The sequence below is a fragment of the Bacillus sp. FSL R10-2780 genome, from assembly GCF_038006125.1.
Taxonomy (GTDB): Bacteria; Bacillota; Bacilli; order Bacillales; family Bacillaceae_G; genus Bacillus_A; species Bacillus_A cereus_U.
Genome location: NZ_JBBOUQ010000001.1, coordinates 3,653,447 through 3,675,567, shown reverse-complemented (window position 1 = coordinate 3,675,567; position 22,121 = coordinate 3,653,447). Strand labels below are relative to the sequence as shown.

Below are 22,121 nucleotides of genomic sequence, written 5' to 3'. Positions count from 1 at the left end.
TGGGAGAGACAATCTAACGGATTGTCTTTTTTAAATTTTCGTATGTTCTGTTAAAATTAAGGTTAGCCTTAATAGGGAGGTGAAAAGCTTGCGAAAACGTTTATATATAGGGTTTGGAGTTGTTTTCTTAATCGTATTAGTCGGAATTGTATTTTGGTCGGCTTTACAAGGAAACCGTACGGAGCATTTTATTTTAAGGCATATGGTAAATGAAAATGGGACACTTGCAACGTACCGTTTAGAGGATACAAAGGCAGGAATGGGTGAAGCGAAGGGCCGTGAAGCTTTATCAGAATCGGCAGGACTATGGTTACAATATACGCTTGATAAAGATGATCAGTCACTATTTGATGAGCAAGTAAAGGTCATTCAAAATAATTTTGTACATAAGGAACACATCGTTTTATGGAAAATCTCTGAAAAGGGAGAAATGCAGTCAGCCACAAATGCACTTATAGATGATCTTCGTATTATTGAACAATTATATCGTGCTTATGAAATGTATAAGGAAGAGCGCTATAAAAACCTTGCTGATCAATTGAGCAATGCTGTACTTCGTTATAATAAAAAAGATAATTATTACGTGGATTATTATGATGCAGATGCAGGTAAACAAAATAAGTTTACAACAACATCTTATATAAATCCTCATGCATTCTCTTATATGAAAAAGTACGGAAAAATTTCTGCACAGCAGTATCAGGAAGTTGTTCAGTTTTTAGCTGATTATCCGAGAGAGGGTTGGGCATTTCCGAAAGAGTATAAAGAAGATGGTACATTTACGTACGATAAAGAAGTGAATCTTATTGATCAATCATACGTTGCTTATCATCGCAGTTTAGGCGGTCTTTCATCAGATGCTTATTTAGAATTTATAAAGAAGAAATTTCGCGAAGACGGAAAGTTATACGGACGTTATAACTTAGAAACGGGAAAACAAGCTGTGAACTATGAATCACCAGCATCTTACGGATTAACAATTTTGTACGTACTACAAACAGGTGATACAAAGTTTGCGAAGGAATTGTATGAGCGGATGACTACATTCCGAAATGATAATGTATTTAGTAGATATTATGGTGGATATGTAACAGGTGAGAATAATAATACACATATTTTCGATAACGTACTACCACTTCTAGCTGAAATGGAATTGGAGAAGAGTAAAAAATAGAGTGCCACCCTAGGGGTGGCACTTTTTTCTTATTTCTTTTCCATAACTGCAAAGTAATTATTTTCATTATCGGCGAAGTTAAATGCTCTACCAGTAGGTAAATCTACAACTTGTCCAACTGTGACATTTTTCTCAGAAAGATCTTTATACAGTTGATCTAAGTTATTAGAGAAGAACATTAGAGAAGGTGTATTTAAGTTTAATTCAGGCTGCATCTTCGCGATTAACGCTTTATCGTGAAGGACGATGCTTGTTCCTGCTTCGTTTGTCGGAGCAATTTCAATCCATCGGAATCCTTGGCCGTTATTTTCTTCAGCAACGATATGAAACCCTACTTTTTCTGTCCAAAATTGTACTGCCTCATCTTGATTGTTTACATATAACATAATTTGTCCAATTTGATTAATCATAGGTGTCTCCTGCTTTCTTTTCTTATATGTGTATTATTATATCAAATATATGGTTTGAATAGTTTTTCATGGTTCTTTCGGATTGAAAGAATCGCCCATTTCATCTTAGTTGTAGGGGACGGTCCTGTAATCCACATATGAAATGGTAGTGTGCTGCAAAGGACCATTGTGAATATAGAAAGTACGGCTGTTACTGAAAATAGTAATAGACTATATACTATTGTGTTTTCTTGTAGTGCAAATAGAGAAAGAAACTTTGTGCCTATATGTAAAAAGAAAAAGTGGGCTAAATAGGCGCCGTACGTATAGTTTCCGATAAATTTTAACGTTTTATATAATAAGCCTCTTCGTTTTACAATCATAATAGATAACACGTACAGTATCATAATTTCGCATACGATATATAGAAACATGGACGGTTTTAAATAAGTAGAAACGGTTAAATGAATAGAATTGGCGCCGTAAAAACTAAATAACTCATAATTGATGAATAAAAATAAGATGAAAAATAAGATTGTTATAAGCGGAATATGTTTCATGACAAATATACGCCAAGTTTGTAATGCTACAGCAGCTATTCCTCCCATGACGAAATAGAATGAGTAGAAGAAGAAGGAACGATCTGTATAATGTAAAATGGTTGAACTAGTCAGTTTCTCTCCATTAAAAATGTAGTGAGAAGAGTACCACATTAAGAAGAAATATAGACAAGCGAAAATGGTCATATATTTATATATGTCTTTTTTATTTTCTGTTCGTTTTTGAAACCAATAAAATAGTGTGCATAGTAACGGGAACAATAAGTGAATTTGGAACATCATAATAACGTACCAAAGATGAGGTGCAGCTGTTCCGAGTAATAAACTTTTTAGTCCGCCTTGTAGTGTAATGACATCGTTTGTTGTTACTAGATAAAGAATAGACCAGAAGAAATAAGGGATGAGTAAATGTGTGGCTTTTTCATAAATATATTCTTTGTAAACGAGTTGCTTCGTATATTGCCGAATTAAATGGAAGCCGACGATAAATATGAATGCAGGTGCTGAAAATTTTGCAAGATTAAATAGCATACCCATAATGAGAGATTGCTCGAGTAAGACATTTCCTTGATTCATTGTATATAATAAGGAACTTTGCAAAACGACAGCAAGAAATGCAATGCTTTGCAAAACTTTAAATTCTGGTGCGCTTTGTGTCATTGTGTACATCTCCTTTTCCATACATGATTATAGTACGGAGAAAGGATGAAAGGTGTGGAATATTTGTGAAGATTATAACAAATTTGTGGCGGGATAAAATTATATTAACGGTTTTGCTAATATATCTATCACAAATTCAAATATATCAACGATTTTTCCGATATATCGATTCACTGAAAAATAACACCAAAAAGAGGATGCTCCAACGAGCATCCTCTTTCCATATATTAAGCAAATTTATTTTTGATCCAGTTTTTACCTTCTACAAGACGAGCTGTCATTACGGCACAAGCGTTATCTCCTGTTACGTTTAACACTGTTGCAGGAGGATCGATGATTGTACTAATTGCGGCGATAATTGGCAATGCTTCTGGTGGGAATCCGTATAGAGAAACGATTAACATTTCACCAATCATACCTCCGCCCGGAATAGCACCCATTACTGTTCCTACTAATAGAGAAACAACAAGTGCAATTGCTAATGTTTTCGGTCCTTCGAATTCCATGTTGAAAATACCGAATAAGAAAGAAATTTTTAATACCCCGCCTAAAACAGATCCATCTTTATGAAGTGTAGATCCAAGAAGGACAACTGTTTCACGAACGTCAGAAGAAATACCCATTTTCTTCGTTGCTTCTAAGTTCGCTGGAATACTTGCGGCACTACTACAAGTTGCAAGTGATGTAACTGTAGGAGAGACCATGTTCTTCCAAAATACTTGTACACCTTGTTTGCGACCTGCAAGGTACGCATAGAATGTAAAGAATACAAAGAAGTAAATAAGAGAAGCCGGATAGTATACCATTGCTGCTCGGAAGTAAGTTCCAAGAAGTTGTGGTCCGAATTCACCAACTAATGCTGCGAAGTAGGCAGCTAGTCCGATTGGAGCGTAGTACATAATGAAAGATACAACTTTCATTGAAATTTCTGCACCAGCTTGTAAGAATGTAGCGAATGGTTTCCCTTTTTCACCAACTGCTGAAGTTGCAACCCCCATTAAGATAGAGAAGAAAATAAGAGCTAGCATGTTCTCACGAGATAGTAACTTTGAAAAGTCTGATACTGTTAGGATACCGACAATTTGATCAGCAACACTAACTGCCTTTTCAGCTTTATCAGGCTGTGTTAGTTCTAATACAACACCTTGTGCTGGCGGGAATACTTTCACAATAATAATCATAAAAATAGCAGCTAAAATACTTGTAAATAAGAAAGTTCCAGCCATACTAGACATAATTTTACCGAAACGTTTTAATCCATCCATATTAGCAATAGATGACGCGATGCTAAAGAACACTAACGGTACAACAATCGTAAACATTAAGTTTAAGAAAATGTCACCAAGCGGCTTTAAAGCAACTGCATCGGCACCCATGAAATAACCAATGAAACCACCAATTAGGATAGAAGATAATAAAATAAGCGGAAAGCGATATGCCTTCATAAATATACCCTCCTATCAATTATAAAAAATCATACTGAATCATTATAGCGAGTTAGAGACTTCTTTACTAGGAAAATACGGATAGATGGAATAGCGTGAAAACCGAGAAATTTTTGTTTTTAAGCTCGGCATACAGTTAGAAATCTAGACATATATATTTGTAACCTAGTGGTGGCAAGGGCTGTATCATACCTTAGGTTTAGAAAAAGAGGGAGGGAAACAGGATGAATATTTTGCTTTGCTGTGCAGCGGGAATGTCTTCCAGTTTGATAGTTACAAAAATGGAGAAAGCGGCACAGGCAAGGGGGATAGAGGTAAAGATTTGGGCTGTATCAGGTTCAGAAGTGCGAAATCATATCGATGATGTAGATGTACTTTTACTTGGACCGCAAGTACGTTATTTATTACCGAAAATGAAAGAATTATGTAAGGAGAAAGGAATACCTGTTGATGTCATTCAATCTGTCCATTATGGGCTTTGTAATGGAGAAGCTATCTTGCAAGCAGCTTTGTCAATGAAACCATGAGGAGAGTGGGATAGATGATTGGATTTTTAGAGAAATATGTGATGCCAGTAGCAGGAAAGGTTGCAGAGCAGAGACATTTGCAAGCGATTCGTGATGGAATTATTTTGACGATGCCTTTCTTGATTATTGGATCTTTCTTTCTAATTATTAGTGCTTTACCCATACCAGGGTATAATGATTTTATGGCAGGAGTGTTTGGGGAGAGCTGGCAAAAAGCTTTAGGGTATCCAGTTAGCGCAACATTTAATATAATGTCTTTAATAGCCACTTTTGGAATCGCTTACAGACTTGGAGGATACTATAAGGTCGATGCATTAGCGGCAGGGGCGTTATCACTTGTGACATTCTTACTTGCCACTCCGTTTCAAGTTGCATATATAATACCAAGTACGAAAGAAAGTGTACTTGTAGAAGGGGCTATACCAGCTGTTTTAATGGGAAGCCAAGGGTTATTCGTTGCGATGATTATAGCACTTATATCTACTGAACTTTATAGATTTATTGTACAAAAAAAGCTGATTATAAAAATGCCAGAAACGGTACCGCCAGCTGTGACACGTTCATTTGCAGCACTCGTTCCAGGATTTATTGTTGTAACTGTTATTTGGATCTTGCGCTTAATGATAGAAAATACTTCTTTCGGCAGTATCCATAATATTGTGGGGAAAATTTTACAAGAACCACTTAGTGCACTTGGTGCGAGTCTTTGGGGCGCGGTAATAGCCGTTATTATTGTCCATGTACTTTGGGCGTGTGGAATTCATGGCGCTGCAATTGTTGGCGGTGTAATGAGCCCGATTTGGTTGTCGTTAATGGACCAAAACCGAGTTGCTTTTCAGGCTGGGCAAGATGTACCGAATACGATTACTGCGCAGTTCTTTGACTTATGGATTTATATGGGCGGTTCTGGTGCAACACTTGCTTTAGTTGTAGGAATGTTATTATTTGCGCGAAGTCAGCAATTGAAAAGTTTAGGACGATTGTCGATTGCACCTGGTATTTTTAATATTAATGAAATGGTGACTTTCGGCATGCCAATTGTAATGAACCCACTTTTACTTATTCCATTTATACTGGTTCCAGTCGTATTAACGGTTGTTTCTTATTTCGCAATGGAATGGGGATGGGTTGCACGTCCGAGCGGAGCTGCTGTACCTTGGACTACACCTATTCTTTTTAGTGGATATTTAGGGTCAGGCGGGAAAATTTCAGGGGTTGTTTTGCAACTCGTTAACTTTGCGCTTGCATTCTTTATTTACTTACCATTCTTAAAAATATGGGATAAACAAAAAGTAGCGGAAGAAAAGGGGGAGTAAAGAAATAAAATGGATACGATAGAGACGAAAGTTTTTCATTTAATCTTGCACGGGGGAAATGCAAGAAGTTGTTCAATGGAAGCAATTGATTGTGCTAAGCGCGGTGAATTTAAGGAAGCAGAAGCTAAACTACAAGAAGCGTTAAATGAATTGCAAGAGGCGCACCGCTTACAAACAGGGCTCATACAGAAAGAAGCTGGCGGGGAAAAGACAGAAGTTACCCTGCTGATGGTACATGCGCAAGATCATTTAATGAATGCAATTACAGTGAAGGAATTGGCGAGTGAGTTTGTAGAATTATATAGGAAGATGTGAGTAGCTGAATGAACCTTGCGTATGCAAGGTTTTTTTATGTTTTTAAAAGAGACAGTTATGACGAAAAGAGGGCTACCTATGGATGATTGTATTTAATATTTCCAGGTTTATGCTGACTTTATATGGAAACGAAAAATAGCAAAATTCAATCATCAATTAAGATGAATAGACTATGTATGTGTGCTTACCATCAGTGGAGTGTTATAAGTTCCACTGATGGTATTTTTATATTAACAAGCCTCCTTCTTCATGGATAAATGGGGATGATAACTAATCGATAGTAACAAATTCTCCTACACCACGAATTAATTTTTTTATATGCATACGTTCTGGTTTTAATACGCTTATTATAGAATCAATGGCTTTTTGAGGATCAACAGATGTGCCACAAGTATAACAATCAATTGCTGCGAATTTCTTTTCAGGATAAGTGTGAATAGAGAGATGGCTTTCTGATAATAAAATTAATACCGTAACTCCATATGGGTGGAATTCCTTGTTACTTACATTTAAAACGTGGGCACCAGAGCGATTCGCAGCGGCAACTAAATGATGCTCTAAAAAATGAAGATCATTTAATAGAGAAAAATCTACGCCCCATAAATCTACTATTATATGACGCCCAAACGTAGAATATTCCATATACTTTCCCTTCCTTGTCAAAATATTATTAGAACTTCATTTCTTGTTGATAGCAATGATGTAGGGTAAGGTCAGATTCTAAATTTAAAACGGCATTATTGCGGTGCTCTAAATGTTCTTCTTTAAATTGAAATAAAGGAGTAAGAAGAGAAGGTAATGTTCGAGGGGATGGTACTACGTAAAATTGTTCAATTTGATCGAGTACAAACGAGGAGTTAGCGGCAATATGAAATCCCCAGTCAGTTCCGAAAGAAGGAACAATTGTATGATAGCTTTTTACAGTTAATCCGGCATGTTCAATTGTGTTACCAATACTCCAATATACAAGAGGTGCATCAGCAGGTGAATTAGATTGGCAAACAAATGCGCCATCCTCTGTTAGGAACGTAGCTATAAGGGCAAAGAGTTCACTCGTATATAAAGTGCTTAATACTTCTGTCGCTGGATCCGGAAAATCAATAATAATTACATCATATAAAGAGGAAGGAGATTTCAGAAATTCTTTTGCGTCACATACATGTACATTTGCGCGATCATCAAAAAATGCGCGTTGGTTTAAAGCGACTAATTCTGGAACATTGCGAGCCATCTTAATCATTTCGTCGTCTAAGTCGACGAGGTCTACATGGATAACCGTTTCATATTTTAAAACCTCTCTTAAAGCAAGGCCATCGCCACCGCCTAATATGAGAACACGCTTTGGATCTATTACCTTTGACATAATCGGATGAACTAGTGCCTCATGATAGATTTGCTCATCGACGGAACTAAATTGTAGCTGTTTATCCAAATATAGACGAATATCGCTTACTTGGAGTAAGTTAATGTTTTGATAATTGCTTTTTTCTTCAAATAAACTTGTATGTTCGCCAGCTTGTATTTCTTTTAGTGAAATTTCATCCCATATATCTAAGCTGTGCGAATCTGTTGGTACTATTATTACATTTTCCGATTGTACTTGCTTATCGTCTTCGTCCTGTTTATCTTGCTTATCGTGTTTATCTGGTTTGTCCTGCTTGTCTTGCTTATCTGGTTTGTCCTGCTTGTCTTGCTTATCTGGTTTGTCCTGCTTGTCTTGCTTATCTGGTTTGTCCTGCTTGTCTTGTTTATCTGGTTTATTTGGTTTGTCCTGCTTGTCTTGTTTATCTGGTTTATCTGGTTTGTCCTGCTTGTCTTGTTTATCTGGTTTATCTGGTTTGTCTTGTTTATCTTGTTTGTCTTGCTTGTCTTGTTTATCTTGTTTGTCTTGTTTACCTGGTTTACCTGGTTTACCTGGTTTGTCTTGTTTATCTTGCTTATCTTGTTTGTCTTGCTTGTCATGTTTGTCTTGTTTATCTGGTTTGTCCTGTTTATCTTGCTTGTCTTGTTTATCTTGCTTGTCTTGTTTATCTTGCTTGTCTTGTTTATCTTGCTTATCTTGCTTGTCTTGCTTATCTTGCTTGTCTTGCTTATCTTGTTTGTCTTGTTTGTCTTGTTTACCTGGTTTGTCTTGCGTATCTTCAGTGTCCTGTTTGTCTAGTTTATACGTGTTTGAATCTAGTTCAGAACCCTCCTCATGTTTATACCATTTATTTTGAAACTGTATTCTATAAATCTTCATTCTATTCTTTTTTCTATGCTTTGGCATTGGAATCCCCTTTCGAAATACTTTATTTTATTCTATTCTATGTAATTTAATAGAGTTTGACTGGACAATAGTTAGACGAGTGTCTTGAATAGGTATTTGTTTTTGATTTGAGTCGAAATATTATATTTTTCGTTATTATATTTTTCACGCTTTAAAAAAATTTAGTGTTTTTTGTTTTAAATACAACTAGACAACTAAACACTAATCTATTTTCATACAGTTATGTGTTAAAAGCGTGTTGTTTTATAACACACTGTGTGTTTTTCGGGTGACACACTGTTTGAAAGCGGTAACACACAAATGAATTGCTCGAAAAAACGTTGATTTTAGGCGTTTTAAAAAGTTGGCACGCTAATTGCATTAATAAATAGTGTAAAGAAAAATAAAAAACATAAATTTTTTATACCACACAAGGGGGATTTATAAATGAATATTTTATTATGTTGTTCAGCAGGGATGTCTACAAGTTTACTAGTTACAAAAATGGAAGCGGCTGCAAAAGCTCGTGGTCTAGAAGGTAAGATTTGGGCTGTATCTGGGGATGCAGTAAAAAACAATATCGATCAAGCAGATGTACTATTATTAGGACCGCAAGTTCGTTACATGCTTTCTTCAATGAAAACGCTTGCTGATGAAAAAAGCGTTGGAATCGATGTTATTAACCCAATGCACTACGGCATGATGAATGGAGAAGCAGTTTTAGATCACGCATTAACACTTAAAAAATAATTAGGGGGGAAGCGAAATGCAAAAGTTTATTGCATTTATGGAGAAATATATTGTTCCTGTCGCTGGTAAAATCGGATCGCAACGTCACTTAGCTGCGATCCGTGATGGATTTATTGCAGTTATGCCACTTATTTTAGTTGGTGCACTTGCATCACTAATTAATGGTTTTCCATCTGAGGCTTTCCAAGATTTCATGAAAGGTTTGTTTGGTGAAACGTGGAAACAAGTTGGCGGTGGAATGTGGACCGGCTCTTTCGCAATTCTAGCACTCATCATAGCATTTACAACAAGTTATAACTTAGCAAAATCTTACGGCGTTGATGGTTTGTCAGCAGGTATTATTTCATTTGGTGCGTTAATTATTCTTACACCAACAACACCGAAAGAAGGCGGATTGAACTTAGCTTGGACAGGTGCACAAGGGTTATTCGTAGCGATTATCGTGGCACTTCTTGTTACTGAAGTATTCCGTTTCTTTGTACAAAGAGAAATTACTTTTAAAATGCCAGATGGAGTACCACCAGCAGTTTTAAGATCGTTCGCAGCTTTAGTGCCAGCGTTTGTTATCTTAACAGCAGTTGCAGGTATTCAACTAGCAGTGAAATTAGCTGGTACAAGTGTTCATGAATTTATCTTTAATACGATTCAATTACCATTGCAAAGTTTAGCAGGGACATTACCAAGTGCAATTGTCATTGTATTCCTTGTTCATCTTCTTTGGTTCTTCGGTTTACATGGTCCAAATATCGTTGGTGGTATTATTGAGCCATTATACTTACCAGCATTAGAGAAAAATATTAATTTATTCAAAGGTGGCACATCTGCATTTGATGTTCCAAACATTGTTACAAAACCATTCTTTGATACTTTCGTATATCTTGGTGGTTCTGGTGCAACATTAGCGTTCTTAGTAGTTGTATTACTTGTAGCGAAAAGTGCACAACTACGTGGTGTATCTCGTCTATCAATTGGTCCAGGTGCATTCAACATTAACGAACCAGTAATCTTTGGTACACCAATTATTTTAAATCCAATTTTATTCTTACCGTTTATCCTAACACCAATTGTATTAGTAATTACTTCTTATACAGCTATATCTATTGGTTGGGTACCAAAAACAGTTGTGATGATTCCATGGGCAACACCACCAATTATTAGTGGTTATCTTGTAACAGGTGGACATATTTCTGGTGCGATTCTACAGTTATTCAACTTTGTAATTGCAATGGTAATCTATTATCCATTCGTTGTGTTATCTGACCGTTCAGTTGTTCGTACTGAAAAAGCAGCAGCGCAAGGAAATAACAACTCTGTACCTATGTAACATAGAGATTGTTCTCACAGATAACATTATCTGTGAGAACAATTACCTTTATATCATGTTCAAAAAGATGAGACCCATCTACAAGAACACCAAACAATCATTAATAAAATAATAATTTAATAGACATGTTCAAACTGAAGGGGTATTTAAATCGGTTGAACCTTATAGAGAGGGCGGTAATTATGATGACTACAGCAGAACAAATTCCATTCCAATTGATTTTAAATAGTGGTAATGCACGAAGCTTTGCAATGGAGGCACTGCAATTTGCCAAACAGGGGAAAATGGCGGAAGCAGATGAAGCGATGGTAAAGGCGAAAGAAGCGATTAATGAAGCGCATCATTTCCAAACAGAGCTCATACAATCAGAAGCAAGAGGGGAAAAAACAGAGATTAGTGTTCTTTTAATTCATGCACAAGATCATTTAATGAATTCTATTACAGTAAAAGAATTAGCAGCAGAATTTATTGACCTTTATAAAAAGCTAGAAGCGAAAGGGGAATAAAGCATGACTGGAATTAAAATTGCTACAATCGGCGGTGGCTCTAGTTATACACCAGAGTTAATTGAAGGATTTATTAAACGTTATGATGAGCTTCCTGTTCGTGAAATTTGGTTAGTAGATATTGAGGCAGGGAAAGAGAAGTTAGAAATCGTTGGTAACTTAGCAAAACGTATGGTGAAAAAATCAGGTTTACCAATTGATATCCATTTAACACTTGATCGCCGTGAGGCATTAAAAGATGCTGACTTCGTAACAACACAGCTTCGCGTTGGTTTATTAGAAGCACGTGCAAAAGATGAAGCAATTCCATTAAAATATGATGTAATTGGTCAGGAAACGAACGGTCCTGGTGGTTTGTTCAAAGCGCTGAGAACGATTCCTGTTATTTTAGATATTTGTAAGGACATGGAGGAACTATGTCCAAATGCATGGCTTATTAACTTCGCAAATCCAGCAGGTATGGTAACGGAAGCTGTACTCCGCTACACGAATATCCAAAGAGTAGTTGGCTTATGTAACGTTCCAATTGGAATTCGCATGGGTCTTGCAAGATTACTTGAAGTAGATGCAAGCCGTGTCCATGTTGATTTCGCTGGTTTAAACCATATGGTATACGGATTAGATGTATACTTGGATGGCGTAAGCGTAATGGATCGTGTATTAGAACTTGTAACAGATCCAGAAAAGCAAATTACGATGGAAAACATCGCTGCGCTTAACTGGGAGCCAGATTTCATTCGTGGTCTTCGCGCTATTCCATGTCCATACCATCGTTACTACTATAAAACACGTGAAATGTTAGAAGAAGAGAAAGAAGCTTCGATTGAAAAAGGTACACGTGCAGAAGTAGTAAAACAATTAGAAAATGATTTATTCGAGTTATATAAAGACCCGAATTTAGATATTAAACCACCACAATTAGAAAAACGTGGCGGAGCTTATTATAGTGACGCAGCATGTAGCTTAATTACGTCTATTTATAATAATAAAGGTGATATCCAGCCTGTTAATACACGAAACAACGGAACAATTGCAAGCTTGCCACATGATTCGGCTGTTGAAGTGAACTGTATTATTACGAAAGAAGGTCCAAAACCAATTGCGGTAGGAGACTTACCGGTACCAGTTCGCGGTTTAGTACAGCAAATTAAATCATTTGAGCGCACAACAATTGAAGCTGCTATTACAGGGGATTATCATAAGGCGCTGCTTGCTATGACAATTAATCCACTTGTACCATCAGATAAAGTTGCAAAACAAATTTTAGATGAAATGTTAGAAGCTCATAAAGAACATCTTCCACAATTTTTTAAGAAGATAGAGAAATAAAGCGGCGCTATTTAGCCCGCTTTTTTTAATTCTAGTAGGAGGTATTGCGATGATTAAACTAATTGTAAATGCAGATGATTTCGGTCTTACAGAAGGTACGAATTACGGAATTATTGATGGACATAAAAACGGGCTTGTAAATTCAACAACGATGATGATGAATATGCCAGGGACAGAGCATGCCGTATGTTTGGCGAAAGAGTATAAAACGTTAGGAGTAGGAGTGCATCTCGTATTAACGGCAGGAGAACCGCTTCTTAAAGACGTGCCATCACTTGTGAGTAGCGATGGATTGTTTCATAAACAAAGTGTTGTATGGGAAGGCAATATAAATCCAGAAGAGGTTGAAAGAGAGTGGACGGCTCAAATTGAGAAATTTTTGTCTTACGGTTTAACACCAACTCATTTAGATAGTCATCATCACGTGCATGGATTACCGCTTTTACACGACGTTCTTGAGAGCTTAGCAAGTAAATATAATGTTCCAATTCGTCGTTGTGAAGAAGAGCGAGCGGTGCACCCATTTTCAGATGTGTTTTACAGTGATTTTTACGCTGACGGTGTGACGGAAGATTATTTTGTGAAGTTAAAGGAAAGAGTGCAGGACGAGCAAACGGTAGAAATTATGGTGCATCCAGCTTATATTGACCCAGAGCTTGTGAAACGTTCTTCTTACGTAATGGATCGCGTGAAAGAGTTGCGTATTTTAACGGAGAGCGAATTGCCTGAGGGAATAGAGCTTGTGAAGTTTTAATAGGAAAACGACGGCTAAATGGGGCCGTCGTTTTTTGTGCTTACAAAATGGATAGAACATATCCACCGAAGGCTCCGAGTATAACGATAACCCAAGGTGGTGTTTTCCAAAAAGCGAGTAAGCAAAATAGAAGAGAAGAAAAAACGAAATCTACAGAATTCATAATTGTACTCGTCCAAATTGGATCATAAAAAGCTGCAAGTAAAATACCGACAACGGCTGCGTTTACTCCAAGTAGTGCACCTTGTATGTAAGATACTCTCCTTACACTGTCCCAAAACGGTAAAACGCCAACAACGAGCAGGAAGGCAGGAAGAAAGATAGCGATCGTTGCAATAACTGCTCCGGCGGTTCCATTTAGCACTGCTCCTATATAAGAAGCGAATGTAAATAGTGGCCCTGGCACTGCTTGTGTTAATCCGTATCCAGCTAGAAATTGTTCTTTTGTCATCATCCCGTTTTGTACAAACTCACTTTCAAGAAGAGGAAGTACGACATGCCCTCCTCCGAATACAAGTGCACCAGAGCGATAGAAGCTGTCAAATAAAGAGATGAAATAAGAGTACGGTCGTAACATTGGTAGCAGTATTAATAGCCCGAAGAATAAGATGAGACAAGACATGGCTACCATTTTTGAAATAGGTACGTTTATTTTATTTGCTTGGCTAATTGGCTGACCGCGATATAAAAACCAACCAATAAAGCCAGATACTATAATGAGAATGACTTGTGTCCAGCTACTTGGCCATAATAGGGCGATTGCGGCAGTTACAATCGCGATTGTTGCACGGTTTCGGTCCGGTGTTAACTTTTGAGCCATTCCCCATATTGCATGAGCGACAATTGCGACCGCTACAAGTTTCAGTCCATGAATCCAGCCTGTACTTCCAAGTTCGAACTGGTTCAGGAAGGAAGCGAAAAAGACTAAAACGAGCACAGACGGGAGAGTGAATCCAATCCATGAAATAATGGCTCCTAATAATCCGCCGCGTAATAATCCAACTCCCATCCCGACTTGGCTGCTAGCAGGGCCAGGAAGGAATTGACATAGCGCTACTAAGTCCCCGTAACTTCGTTCATCCATCCATTTTCTTTTTTGCACGTATTCGTGGTGGAAATAACCAAGATGAGCGACAGGGCCTCCAAACGAAGTAAGTCCTAATTTAAATGATACGAGAAAAATCTCCATTAATAATCGAAAAGAGTAGTTGTTAATCTTCAAAAGAACCTCCTAGAATGTTTTTCTATGTGCATTATACAAGAGGCAGTAAAGTGAATGAAATGATTTCTATGTAAAGATTTTGTGAATCTTTTAGTTGTAATTAAAATTTGAAAAAGTCATAAATGATTATGTCTAAACCATAAGGTAGTAGAAGTAGTGCTGGGAAATTTATATGAGGAGAATGCCCGTATGACAACACATTTCTTTGCTAGGTTAACAGGGAAGAGGGAAGTACCTCCTGTAAATACAGAAGCTTACGGTGTAACAGAGCTCATTTTTAGTGAAGATTTAAAGAAGTTGCAATATCGGGTCATATTAAAAAACATAAAAAAAATCATGTCATGCCAAATTCATTTAGGAAAAGCGAATCAAATTGGTCCAGTTGTTTTAAGTTTGTTTGGTCCGTTAGAGCAAGGAATTAGTGTGAATGAAGGAGTCGTTACTGGTGTAGCTAAAGTGGAGGATTTTGAAGGGCCTTTACAGGGGAGAGCATTTGACAGCTTGTTTCAAGAGATAATGCAAGCAAATGTATATGTAAATGTTTATACGAAATCTAATAAAAAGGGAGAAATAAGGGGGAGAATAAGGGAAGTAAAGAAGTAAGCGAAAAGGCTGTCCAAAAAAACATTTTGGAACAGCCTTTTCTAATTATACTGGTTGCCGTTTTTGTAAATTATTATCGGTAAGTCGATATCCTATGTCGAATCGCCGATATAATTTCACTTACTACGTATTAGGTACTACTCTAAAATATTGCCTAGTTTAACTTTGTACAGGTTGATTTTTGATGAAGAAGTCCATTACATAAAATACTTCGTCATCTGGTATTTGTATTTCAAATGTATTTTCGATAGGTTGCAGTGCTTTTTTCACTTTCATATACATCCAGTACTCATCTTGTCTTCGTTTCTCTTTATCAGGATGAGGGAGGAGACTTTCACCTTTTTGAAGACGGTCAACCATGCAGCTCATATGCAAAATCACACCCATTAAACTGTCGGGAGTTAGCTGTAAAGAAATCAATTCCTGAATTGTATTTAATGCATAGCGAATTGTTTTAATAAGTAATGCCCCATCGTTACGCTGCATTTGTTGTTCAAGAATATCAGCCATTTTCGCATATGTTTCTTCATACGTAATCAATTCTTGAATTGGTTGAATAGCTGTGTAGTTTACAATGTCTTGGAAATGATATGTTAAGCAAGGTACTTGTACATCGAAATTCGTGACGATACAAATGATATTACGCTCTTTTTTTATGTTCTCGATCATTTTCGTTAAATCTTTTTCATGAACGATGCTAATCGGAATAATTTCAATTAAGTCTTTATCAAAGCGTAAATAGTTCTCTAACATTTTTTGAATTGCTAAAGCACTTCCTTCGCCAGTTAAACAAGCTGTTAAAATCACGGATTTCATTGGTGATAGTGGCTTTTTCTTTTCTTCCTGTACGTTTAAATAGAACGGCGTTAAGTTCTTCACTGTTTCGTATAGTGCATCTAGTGAATAGCCAAGCTGAGCTTTTCGAGCTGCTTCTAGTGCGTGTGGTGTACTCGTCATTGAAAGAACACGGACAGGGATTTTGAATTCAGTTTCTAATATATCACCAATATAAGCGAGAGATCCCATATCAACAAGTAAGAGAAGCCCGTTTACATTTTGAAGTGTTTTCATATACACTTTAACACGCTCTAAGAAGTCTTTTGGTGATTCATGCAAGGGCATATCGATACCAGTTACTTCATCGATACCGAGAAGTTCGTTTGCAACGTTTGCCATTTCTGTTGCGATGCCATTACCGTGTGCTAATATTAATACTTTTACTTCTGTTTGTGAGGCAGGAATTGGATCAACAACGAAGAACATTGTTAAAAAGCCAGCTTCATCAATAGGCATTGTTATTTGTAATTCTTCTTCTAATAGCTGAATACATTGCATAGCTACGGAAAAAGCTTCTTTATATTTCGTACGAATTTGATTTAATTGTGGGTGGTGAATTTGTTTCCCGCCCTGTAAACGTTGTAGAGTTGTCTGTACATGTAAACTTAAAGCGAGAAACACTTTTTCATCGAAAGTTTTAGATAAATATTTTTCAGCTAGTTCCGCAATTTTTTCACATACGGAAACGATATTACGATCCACAATTTTAAAAACATTTTCATGACTTGTTTTTTTAGATATTTGGTTAAAGTATTGGACGAAAAAGCTTTGAATATCATTTTCTATTAATAATTCTAATTCTTCCTCTTCAATGCCACGTGCTTGAAGTTCTTCATATTTATAATCAATATAATCGTAAATAGAAGAGCGACTTCCTTCGGGTTTTATTGTATGTTTACTCCAACCTTCATCACCTGTAAATACAAATGTTTCATTTGGCATTTGATATAGATGACGGCTCTTTCTTTCAATAAATAATCCTTCTTTCATATACCAAGGTAAATCTGTACTTGAAACACAGACAGAATCACGTTTTTTTGTTACGAAATCAGAATAAGCTTTCGCACAGGCAATTTGTACGTCCGTTTTCAATTGGCCGATGTTATTTGGACAATTGTAAAAGACGAAAGCGCGCATTGTATTTGGACTAACATGAATCTCTTTCCTTAGACGAATTGCTTCATTTGTGAAAAATAGCTGTAGTAAGGCAAACCGTTCTTTATGTGTTCGCTCACGAAGTGGTGGAAGCGTAACGGTCATCGGAATACGTCTTGTAAATGTTTTTAGTAAAAATGAATTTGGTTCTTCGGTTGTTGCAGTAATAATCAACACTCGTGCCTTACGTTCATTTTCTGTTTCTCCAAGGCGGCGGTATACCCCACGGTCAATAAAGGTGAAAAGCATTTCTTGTCCCTCTGGAGGAAGGCGGTGTACCTCATCTAAGAAAAGAATTCCTTCATGTGCTTTTTCAATTAATCCTTTTTGATCACTGGCACCTGTGTAAGCTCCTTTTTTTATCCCAAATAACTGTCCAAGTAGTAGTTGTGGATTGTTTGCATAATCAGCACAGTTAAAGACGATAAAAGGTGCATCTTTTGGAAGTTGTTCCACTTCAATTGCGTATTCGTGCATTAAAGAAGCGAACATCGATTTTCCGACACCTGTTTCTCCAAGTAGTAAAGTATGCATACCGTTTGGAGGATAGAGAATAGAAGCTTTTGCTTTTTCAATTGCAATTTTTAGGCTTGTATTTTCAATAGCAAATGTATCTAATGAAGTGCCCTTTGTTGAATGCGTTTCCAATGAAGTGTTCGTTTCTATATAAAAACGGACAGGGCGTGTACTCGTTTTTAATAAACGATTATCTTTCACAAGCTTGTTTAAATCGCTACTAACATTTGCACGGTCTAACTGTAGAAGTGTAGCGAGTTCTGATGCTGTTACACCTTCTGTATAATTCCCTTTTTGTATTGCGTTAAAAATGAGATCTATTCGTTTCATTTCTATTCACCTCGAAACTTCATCACTATTTAAAATTTTACACAAAAATGAGAAGTGTGGGAAGAGAAAAATAAAGTGAAACTTTAATCAGTGGGGTTTTTGTTCATCCCCACTGATTATTAGCCTTCACCAATCGGGCGTTTACGGGTAGTTAATCTCCCACCTAACTTCTTTGTTCCAACTGAATTTTGAGGTGGGAGTCTTACTGCCCGTTAATGCGGGATAAAACAGCTTTAGTACATAGGCACTAAAGCTGTTACAATCTTGTGTCTTTCCAAAAATTCACTTCGAGATGGGAAGATGGATTGTAGGGAAGTAGTTTATATCCTTGTGAGTGTAAATAATCAATTACTTTTGGGAGTATTTGCACTGTGACACTAGAATCATGCATTAAAATAACCTCTACTTGTTCATCGCTTTGATTTCGTACTCTTTCTAGTATTGCGGAAGGATTATCATAGCTTTTCCAGTCATATGTATCAATTGTCCAATCCCACATTTTATACTGGGCAGATACGAGTGCATCACGGTAATTCTTTTTTAAGTAAGGCATGCTACCGTATGGGACACGAACGAGATGTGTATTTAAATGTGTAACTTGCTGGACGATGTTTTGGGTTTGCTCCATTTCTGCAATTAAAACAGATGGATCGCCAGTATAAAGACGTTTTACATCATGTGACATACTATGGAGACCGATATAATGTCCATCTTTAATCAATCGCTCCATCGTTTTTTTATAATGGGGCACTTTTCCACCAATAACGAAGAAAGTTGCTTTTCCGTTCTTCTCTTTTAAAATATTTAAAATTTGTGGTGTGTATTTATTTGGTCCGTCATCAAATGTTAAGTACGCAATTTTTTTTGTAGGAGAGGTAGTTTGAGTGCTTTGGTGATCTTCTGCTTGAATGTCTGTAGTTGCTTTTGTATTCGATGATGCGTACATAGTAATAGTTAAAAATAAAATTATACATTGAAGTAATCGCTTGAGCATAACAGTCACCCTCAGTTTGACAATCAAGATGTAAAAATGAAAATTTGATACTTTTTTCGTTACCTTCGATATACGTATATCTTTCTCCAATAGAGGCACTCTCAAACAATCTATATTTTGGAAATAGGAAATAAGGAATAAAAAACAAAAAAATAGCACCCTCTTCCTTGGAAGAGGGTGCTATTTGAATATTTCATAATAGTAAAGGCTATACTACAATTAGTCTTCGCGTTTTTTCACTTTTTTATAGAAGGAAATAATTGGTTTGTAACGTTCGTGTACAAGACCGATTACTTCAGCAATGATTTCTGTAAAGAAGATTAAAATGAAAAGAAGAATAATGGATAACCATAATGTTGCACTACTGAAAATAATTGCATTTACACTAAAGAAAATACCCAATGCGTAAATAATTAGTACCGTTTTACGATGAGAGAATCCCATTGCAAGCAAACGGTGATGTAAATGCGATTTATCAGGTGCTGAAATAGGCTTTTTATTTACGATACGGCGGATAATTGCAAACGTCGTATCAAATATAGGTACACCTAAAATAATGATTGGAACGATAAAACTGAATAACGTTACGCTTTTGTATAATCCAAGTAACGATATAACAGAAATACAGTATCCTAAAAATAGTGCTCCTGTATCTCCCATGAAAATTTTTGCTGGATGGAAGTTGTAGAATAAAAATCCAATTGTACTTGCTAATGTAATCAGTGCTAGAGGTAATATAATAGCTGCTCCAGTACCCCATGGGCTAGTGAAGGCCATATATGCTAGCGTTGCAAGTACGATAGATGAAATCCCTGCGGATAATCCATCTAATCCATCAATTAAGTTGATGGCATTTGTAATACCTACAATCCAAAATACAGTAATTGGATAAGCAAGCCATCCGAGTTCAGTATCTCCAAGAATTGGAATATATAATACTTGCACTAATAATCCACTTTTTACAATCATGATGGCAACTAATAGTTGTCCACCGAATTTTACCCTCGCAGATAGTTCGTACATATCATCTAAAATCCCGATGATAACAATGATGATAGCACCTAAAGTTATCGATAACATTCTTTGTTCGTACAATCCACCGACAACAAATCCTACGGCTACACCGATGAAAATTGCTAACCCGCCAAGACGAGGCATAATTTTTTGGTGTACTTTACGCGCATTTGGCTTGTCTGTTGCTCCTATTTTGAAAGCTAATTTAATAACTAAAGGAGTAACGACGAGTACAGTGATGAAAGATGCCAAAATGGCATAAATCACTTGTGAGTCCATTAATACCCCACCCTTTATAGTTTAACGTAATTTTTCTAATTGTATTTATCTGAAAATTATGATGTTTATTTGCAGGCTCATAACATATGGTATCACAAAAAGATTAGAATTCAATCTTTTTTTCTTTTAGCTGTAAATGGAAGGGCATAGAATATATGACAATTGTACATAGAATGTTGGATCGTTTGAGAAGGTTGTTCATATTACGACTTGGAATATGGCAGTGTATCTGCCTCATTTATAACAAGTATTTTATTATAAGTGTTGCACGTAAAAATGAGTAAGTTCCGTGTTAAAATGTGGGAATTTACATTTTGTATATATTGCATCATTTAACTTTACAAAATCTTAAAAAATAATAAAAAAACAATTCATATAATAAAGAAGTGAAAGAGTTTTCTCATTCTTAGTGTGAGAGGGGGAAGCACAGGGGGAGTTCTATGTATTCGTATATTTTCTTATGTATATTCCTGTGCGAAAGGAAAATGAAAATTACGATAATAGGTACCGGGTATGTTGGATTGATTACGGGAGTAGGATTGGCGAGATTAGGACATTCAGTCACATGTTTTGATATAAATAGTGGGAAAATTGAACGGATTAAACGAGGCGAGTTACCTATTTATGAATGTGGATTAAATGAATTAATAAATGAAGCATACGAAAATAATCATTTAACTTTTACAGCAAATAAATCAACGGCATTTAATGATGTAGAGTTTATATTCATTGCAGTTGGAACGCCATCTTCATTAGATGGAACAGCAGATTTAACGTATATTCGTAGTGCTTGTGATGATATTGGAACATATGTGAATAACGATATTATTGTTGTTACGAAAAGTACGGTTCCTGTAGGGACAAATGATGTAATGAGAAAATGGATTGAGGAGAAACTACAAGGTAGACATGAATTATATATTGTATCGAATCCAGAATTTTTAAGGGAAGGTTCTGGTATTTATGATTTTTTTCATGGTGATCGTATCGTAATTGGATCATGTAGTGAAGAAGCGGCAAGGAAAGTAGAGAATTTGTACAGCAAATTAAGCTTAGAAACGTATATTACAGATATTCGAAGTGCTGAGATGATTAAATATGCATCTAATGCTTTTTTAGCCACGAAGATTAGTTTTATTAATGAAATTTCTAATATATGTGAGCAAGTGGGTGCAGATATAGTAGATGTAGCTACAGGGATGGGGATGGATAAGAGAATTGGTGCATCTTTTTTAAACGCAGGCATCGGATATGGAGGATCTTGTTTTCCAAAAGATACGAAAGCGCTTGTGCAAATTGCAGGGAATGTTTCTCATGATTTTCGCTTGTTGAAAGCAGTCATTGAAGTGAATAATAAACAACAGTTGTTGTTAGTTGAAAAAGCGAAGAAAATTATAGATATGAAGAAGAAGCAAATTGCGGTTCTTGGTGCAGCATTCAAACCGAATACTGACGATATTAGGGAAGCGCCATCTCTTATTATAATAGAAGAATTAATTAATGTAGGTGCGGATGTGGTTGTATATGACCCGCAAGCTATTCAAAATGTAAGAAGTTTATTTGGAAATACGATACGATACACTGAGTGTATAGATAAATCGATTAGAGAGGCACATGCAGTTTTTATCGTAACAGAATGGGAATCAATTCGAAATTATCCGCTAGAAAAGTATGCACAGCTTATGAGGGAACCTATTCTATTTGATGGGAGAAATTGTTATACTAATGAGGATGCCGAGGAGCATGGATTAAATTATTACTCAGTTGGGCGAAAAGACGTCTGTAATAGTAATGTTTCTCAGGCGCGTTAAAAAGTGTATTTTCACATGCATATTTTTATATGCGATAATAGAAGTTTTAACTAGTGAAAGAAA

Annotated in this window: 20 protein-coding genes; 11 read left to right on the top strand and 9 right to left on the bottom strand. The window is 36.4% G+C overall.

What is annotated here, in order from left to right; translation table 11 throughout:
- Nucleotides 1–88: 88 nt before the first annotated feature.
- Complete coding sequence (locus NSQ47_RS19310) at nt 89–1,174, top strand: transcriptional regulator (RefSeq protein WP_286098478.1); 1,086 nt, start codon at nt 89–91, stop codon at nt 1,172–1,174.
- 29 nt (nt 1,175–1,203) lie between these two features.
- On the opposite strand, the gene NSQ47_RS19305 is transcribed toward NSQ47_RS19310, so the two are convergent.
- The 3 genes from NSQ47_RS19305 to NSQ47_RS19295 form a co-directional block, all read right to left on the bottom strand.
- Nucleotides 1,204–1,584 carry a VOC family protein gene (locus NSQ47_RS19305; protein ID WP_002112910.1) on the bottom strand — a complete coding sequence of 127 codons (381 nt, stop codon included), beginning with the start codon at nt 1,582–1,584 and terminating at the stop codon, nt 1,204–1,206.
- Between the two features lie 41 nt (nt 1,585–1,625).
- Complete coding sequence (locus NSQ47_RS19300; RefSeq protein WP_070140123.1) at nt 1,626–2,783, bottom strand: acyltransferase; 1,158 nt, start codon at nt 2,781–2,783, stop codon at nt 1,626–1,628.
- A 227-nt stretch (nt 2,784–3,010) separates the two neighbouring features.
- Entirely contained in the window at nt 3,011–4,228 is a 1,218-nt protein-coding gene (locus NSQ47_RS19295) for a dicarboxylate/amino acid:cation symporter (RefSeq protein WP_002112907.1), read from the bottom strand.
- A gap of 224 nt (nt 4,229–4,452) precedes the next feature.
- On the opposite strand from NSQ47_RS19295, the gene NSQ47_RS19290 reads away from it, so the two are divergent.
- From NSQ47_RS19290 to NSQ47_RS19280, 3 genes are read left to right on the top strand one after another with little or no spacing between them, the layout of a single operon-like run.
- The gene (locus NSQ47_RS19290; RefSeq protein WP_341037722.1) at nt 4,453–4,755 is read left to right on the top strand and encodes a PTS sugar transporter subunit IIB; all 303 of its coding nucleotides are present in this window, start codon (nt 4,453–4,455) and stop codon (nt 4,753–4,755) included.
- A gap of 14 nt (nt 4,756–4,769) precedes the next feature.
- Complete coding sequence (celB, locus tag NSQ47_RS19285) at nt 4,770–6,071, top strand: PTS cellobiose transporter subunit IIC (protein WP_341037720.1); 1,302 nt, start codon at nt 4,770–4,772, stop codon at nt 6,069–6,071.
- A gap of 9 nt (nt 6,072–6,080) precedes the next feature.
- The gene (locus tag NSQ47_RS19280; RefSeq protein WP_341037718.1) at nt 6,081–6,386 is read left to right on the top strand and encodes a PTS lactose/cellobiose transporter subunit IIA; all 306 of its coding nucleotides are present in this window, start codon (nt 6,081–6,083) and stop codon (nt 6,384–6,386) included.
- A 270-nt stretch (nt 6,387–6,656) separates the two neighbouring features.
- Here the strand turns inward: NSQ47_RS19280 and speD are convergent, their stop codons facing one another.
- Entirely contained in the window at nt 6,657–7,028 is a 372-nt protein-coding gene (gene speD, locus NSQ47_RS19275; RefSeq protein WP_002159854.1) for an adenosylmethionine decarboxylase, read from the bottom strand.
- A gap of 28 nt (nt 7,029–7,056) precedes the next feature.
- Nucleotides 7,057–8,655, bottom strand: coding sequence for a polyamine aminopropyltransferase (locus NSQ47_RS19270; protein ID WP_341037716.1), 1,599 nt, complete (start codon nt 8,653–8,655; stop codon nt 7,057–7,059).
- Nucleotides 8,656–9,081: 426 nt separating this feature from the next.
- Here NSQ47_RS19270 and NSQ47_RS19265 point away from each other — a divergent pair, with 426 nt between their 5' ends.
- From NSQ47_RS19265 to chbG, 5 genes are all read left to right on the top strand, one after another.
- Nucleotides 9,082–9,384 (top strand): PTS sugar transporter subunit IIB, encoded by a 303-nt coding sequence (locus NSQ47_RS19265; RefSeq protein ID WP_002123966.1) that lies wholly within the window; start codon nt 9,082–9,084, stop codon nt 9,382–9,384.
- 16 nt (nt 9,385–9,400) lie between these two features.
- Nucleotides 9,401–10,708: a PTS cellobiose transporter subunit IIC gene (celB, locus tag NSQ47_RS19260; RefSeq protein WP_078173370.1), complete on the top strand. Its 1,308-nt coding sequence runs from the start codon at nt 9,401–9,403 to the stop codon at nt 10,706–10,708.
- A gap of 182 nt (nt 10,709–10,890) precedes the next feature.
- A complete protein-coding gene (locus tag NSQ47_RS19255; RefSeq protein WP_000989054.1) occupies nt 10,891–11,214 on the top strand; it encodes a PTS lactose/cellobiose transporter subunit IIA in 324 nt (107 codons plus the stop codon).
- A 3-nt stretch (nt 11,215–11,217) separates the two neighbouring features.
- Nucleotides 11,218–12,543, top strand: a complete 1,326-nt coding sequence (celF, locus tag NSQ47_RS19250; protein WP_078173371.1) for a 6-phospho-beta-glucosidase — start codon at nt 11,218–11,220, stop codon at nt 12,541–12,543.
- Nucleotides 12,544–12,592: 49 nt separating this feature from the next.
- Entirely contained in the window at nt 12,593–13,297 is a 705-nt protein-coding gene (gene chbG / locus NSQ47_RS19245; RefSeq protein WP_341037712.1) for a chitin disaccharide deacetylase, read from the top strand.
- A 40-nt stretch (nt 13,298–13,337) separates the two neighbouring features.
- Here chbG and NSQ47_RS19240 read toward each other — a convergent pair whose 3' ends face one another.
- The gene (locus NSQ47_RS19240; RefSeq protein WP_341037711.1) at nt 13,338–14,519 is read right to left on the bottom strand and encodes a chromate transporter; all 1,182 of its coding nucleotides are present in this window, start codon (nt 14,517–14,519) and stop codon (nt 13,338–13,340) included.
- 189 nt (nt 14,520–14,708) lie between these two features.
- On the opposite strand from NSQ47_RS19240, the gene exsM reads away from it, so the two are divergent.
- The gene (gene exsM / locus NSQ47_RS19235; protein ID WP_199692985.1) at nt 14,709–15,122 is read left to right on the top strand and encodes an exosporium regulatory protein ExsM; all 414 of its coding nucleotides are present in this window, start codon (nt 14,709–14,711) and stop codon (nt 15,120–15,122) included.
- A gap of 159 nt (nt 15,123–15,281) precedes the next feature.
- Here exsM and NSQ47_RS19230 read toward each other — a convergent pair whose 3' ends face one another.
- From NSQ47_RS19230 to NSQ47_RS19220, 3 genes are all read right to left on the bottom strand, one after another.
- The gene (locus NSQ47_RS19230) at nt 15,282–17,960 is read right to left on the bottom strand and encodes a PRD domain-containing protein (RefSeq protein ID WP_341037707.1); all 2,679 of its coding nucleotides are present in this window, start codon (nt 17,958–17,960) and stop codon (nt 15,282–15,284) included.
- Nucleotides 17,961–18,216: 256 nt separating this feature from the next.
- Nucleotides 18,217–18,954 (bottom strand): polysaccharide deacetylase family protein, encoded by a 738-nt coding sequence (locus NSQ47_RS19225; protein WP_341037704.1) that lies wholly within the window; start codon nt 18,952–18,954, stop codon nt 18,217–18,219.
- A gap of 219 nt (nt 18,955–19,173) precedes the next feature.
- Entirely contained in the window at nt 19,174–20,247 is a 1,074-nt protein-coding gene (locus tag NSQ47_RS19220; protein ID WP_002068377.1) for a glycosyltransferase family 4 protein, read from the bottom strand.
- A gap of 440 nt (nt 20,248–20,687) precedes the next feature.
- On the opposite strand from NSQ47_RS19220, the gene NSQ47_RS19215 reads away from it, so the two are divergent.
- Nucleotides 20,688–22,058 (top strand): UDP-glucose dehydrogenase family protein, encoded by a 1,371-nt coding sequence (locus NSQ47_RS19215; protein WP_341037700.1) that lies wholly within the window; start codon nt 20,688–20,690, stop codon nt 22,056–22,058.
- Nucleotides 22,059–22,121 lie beyond the last annotated feature (63 nt).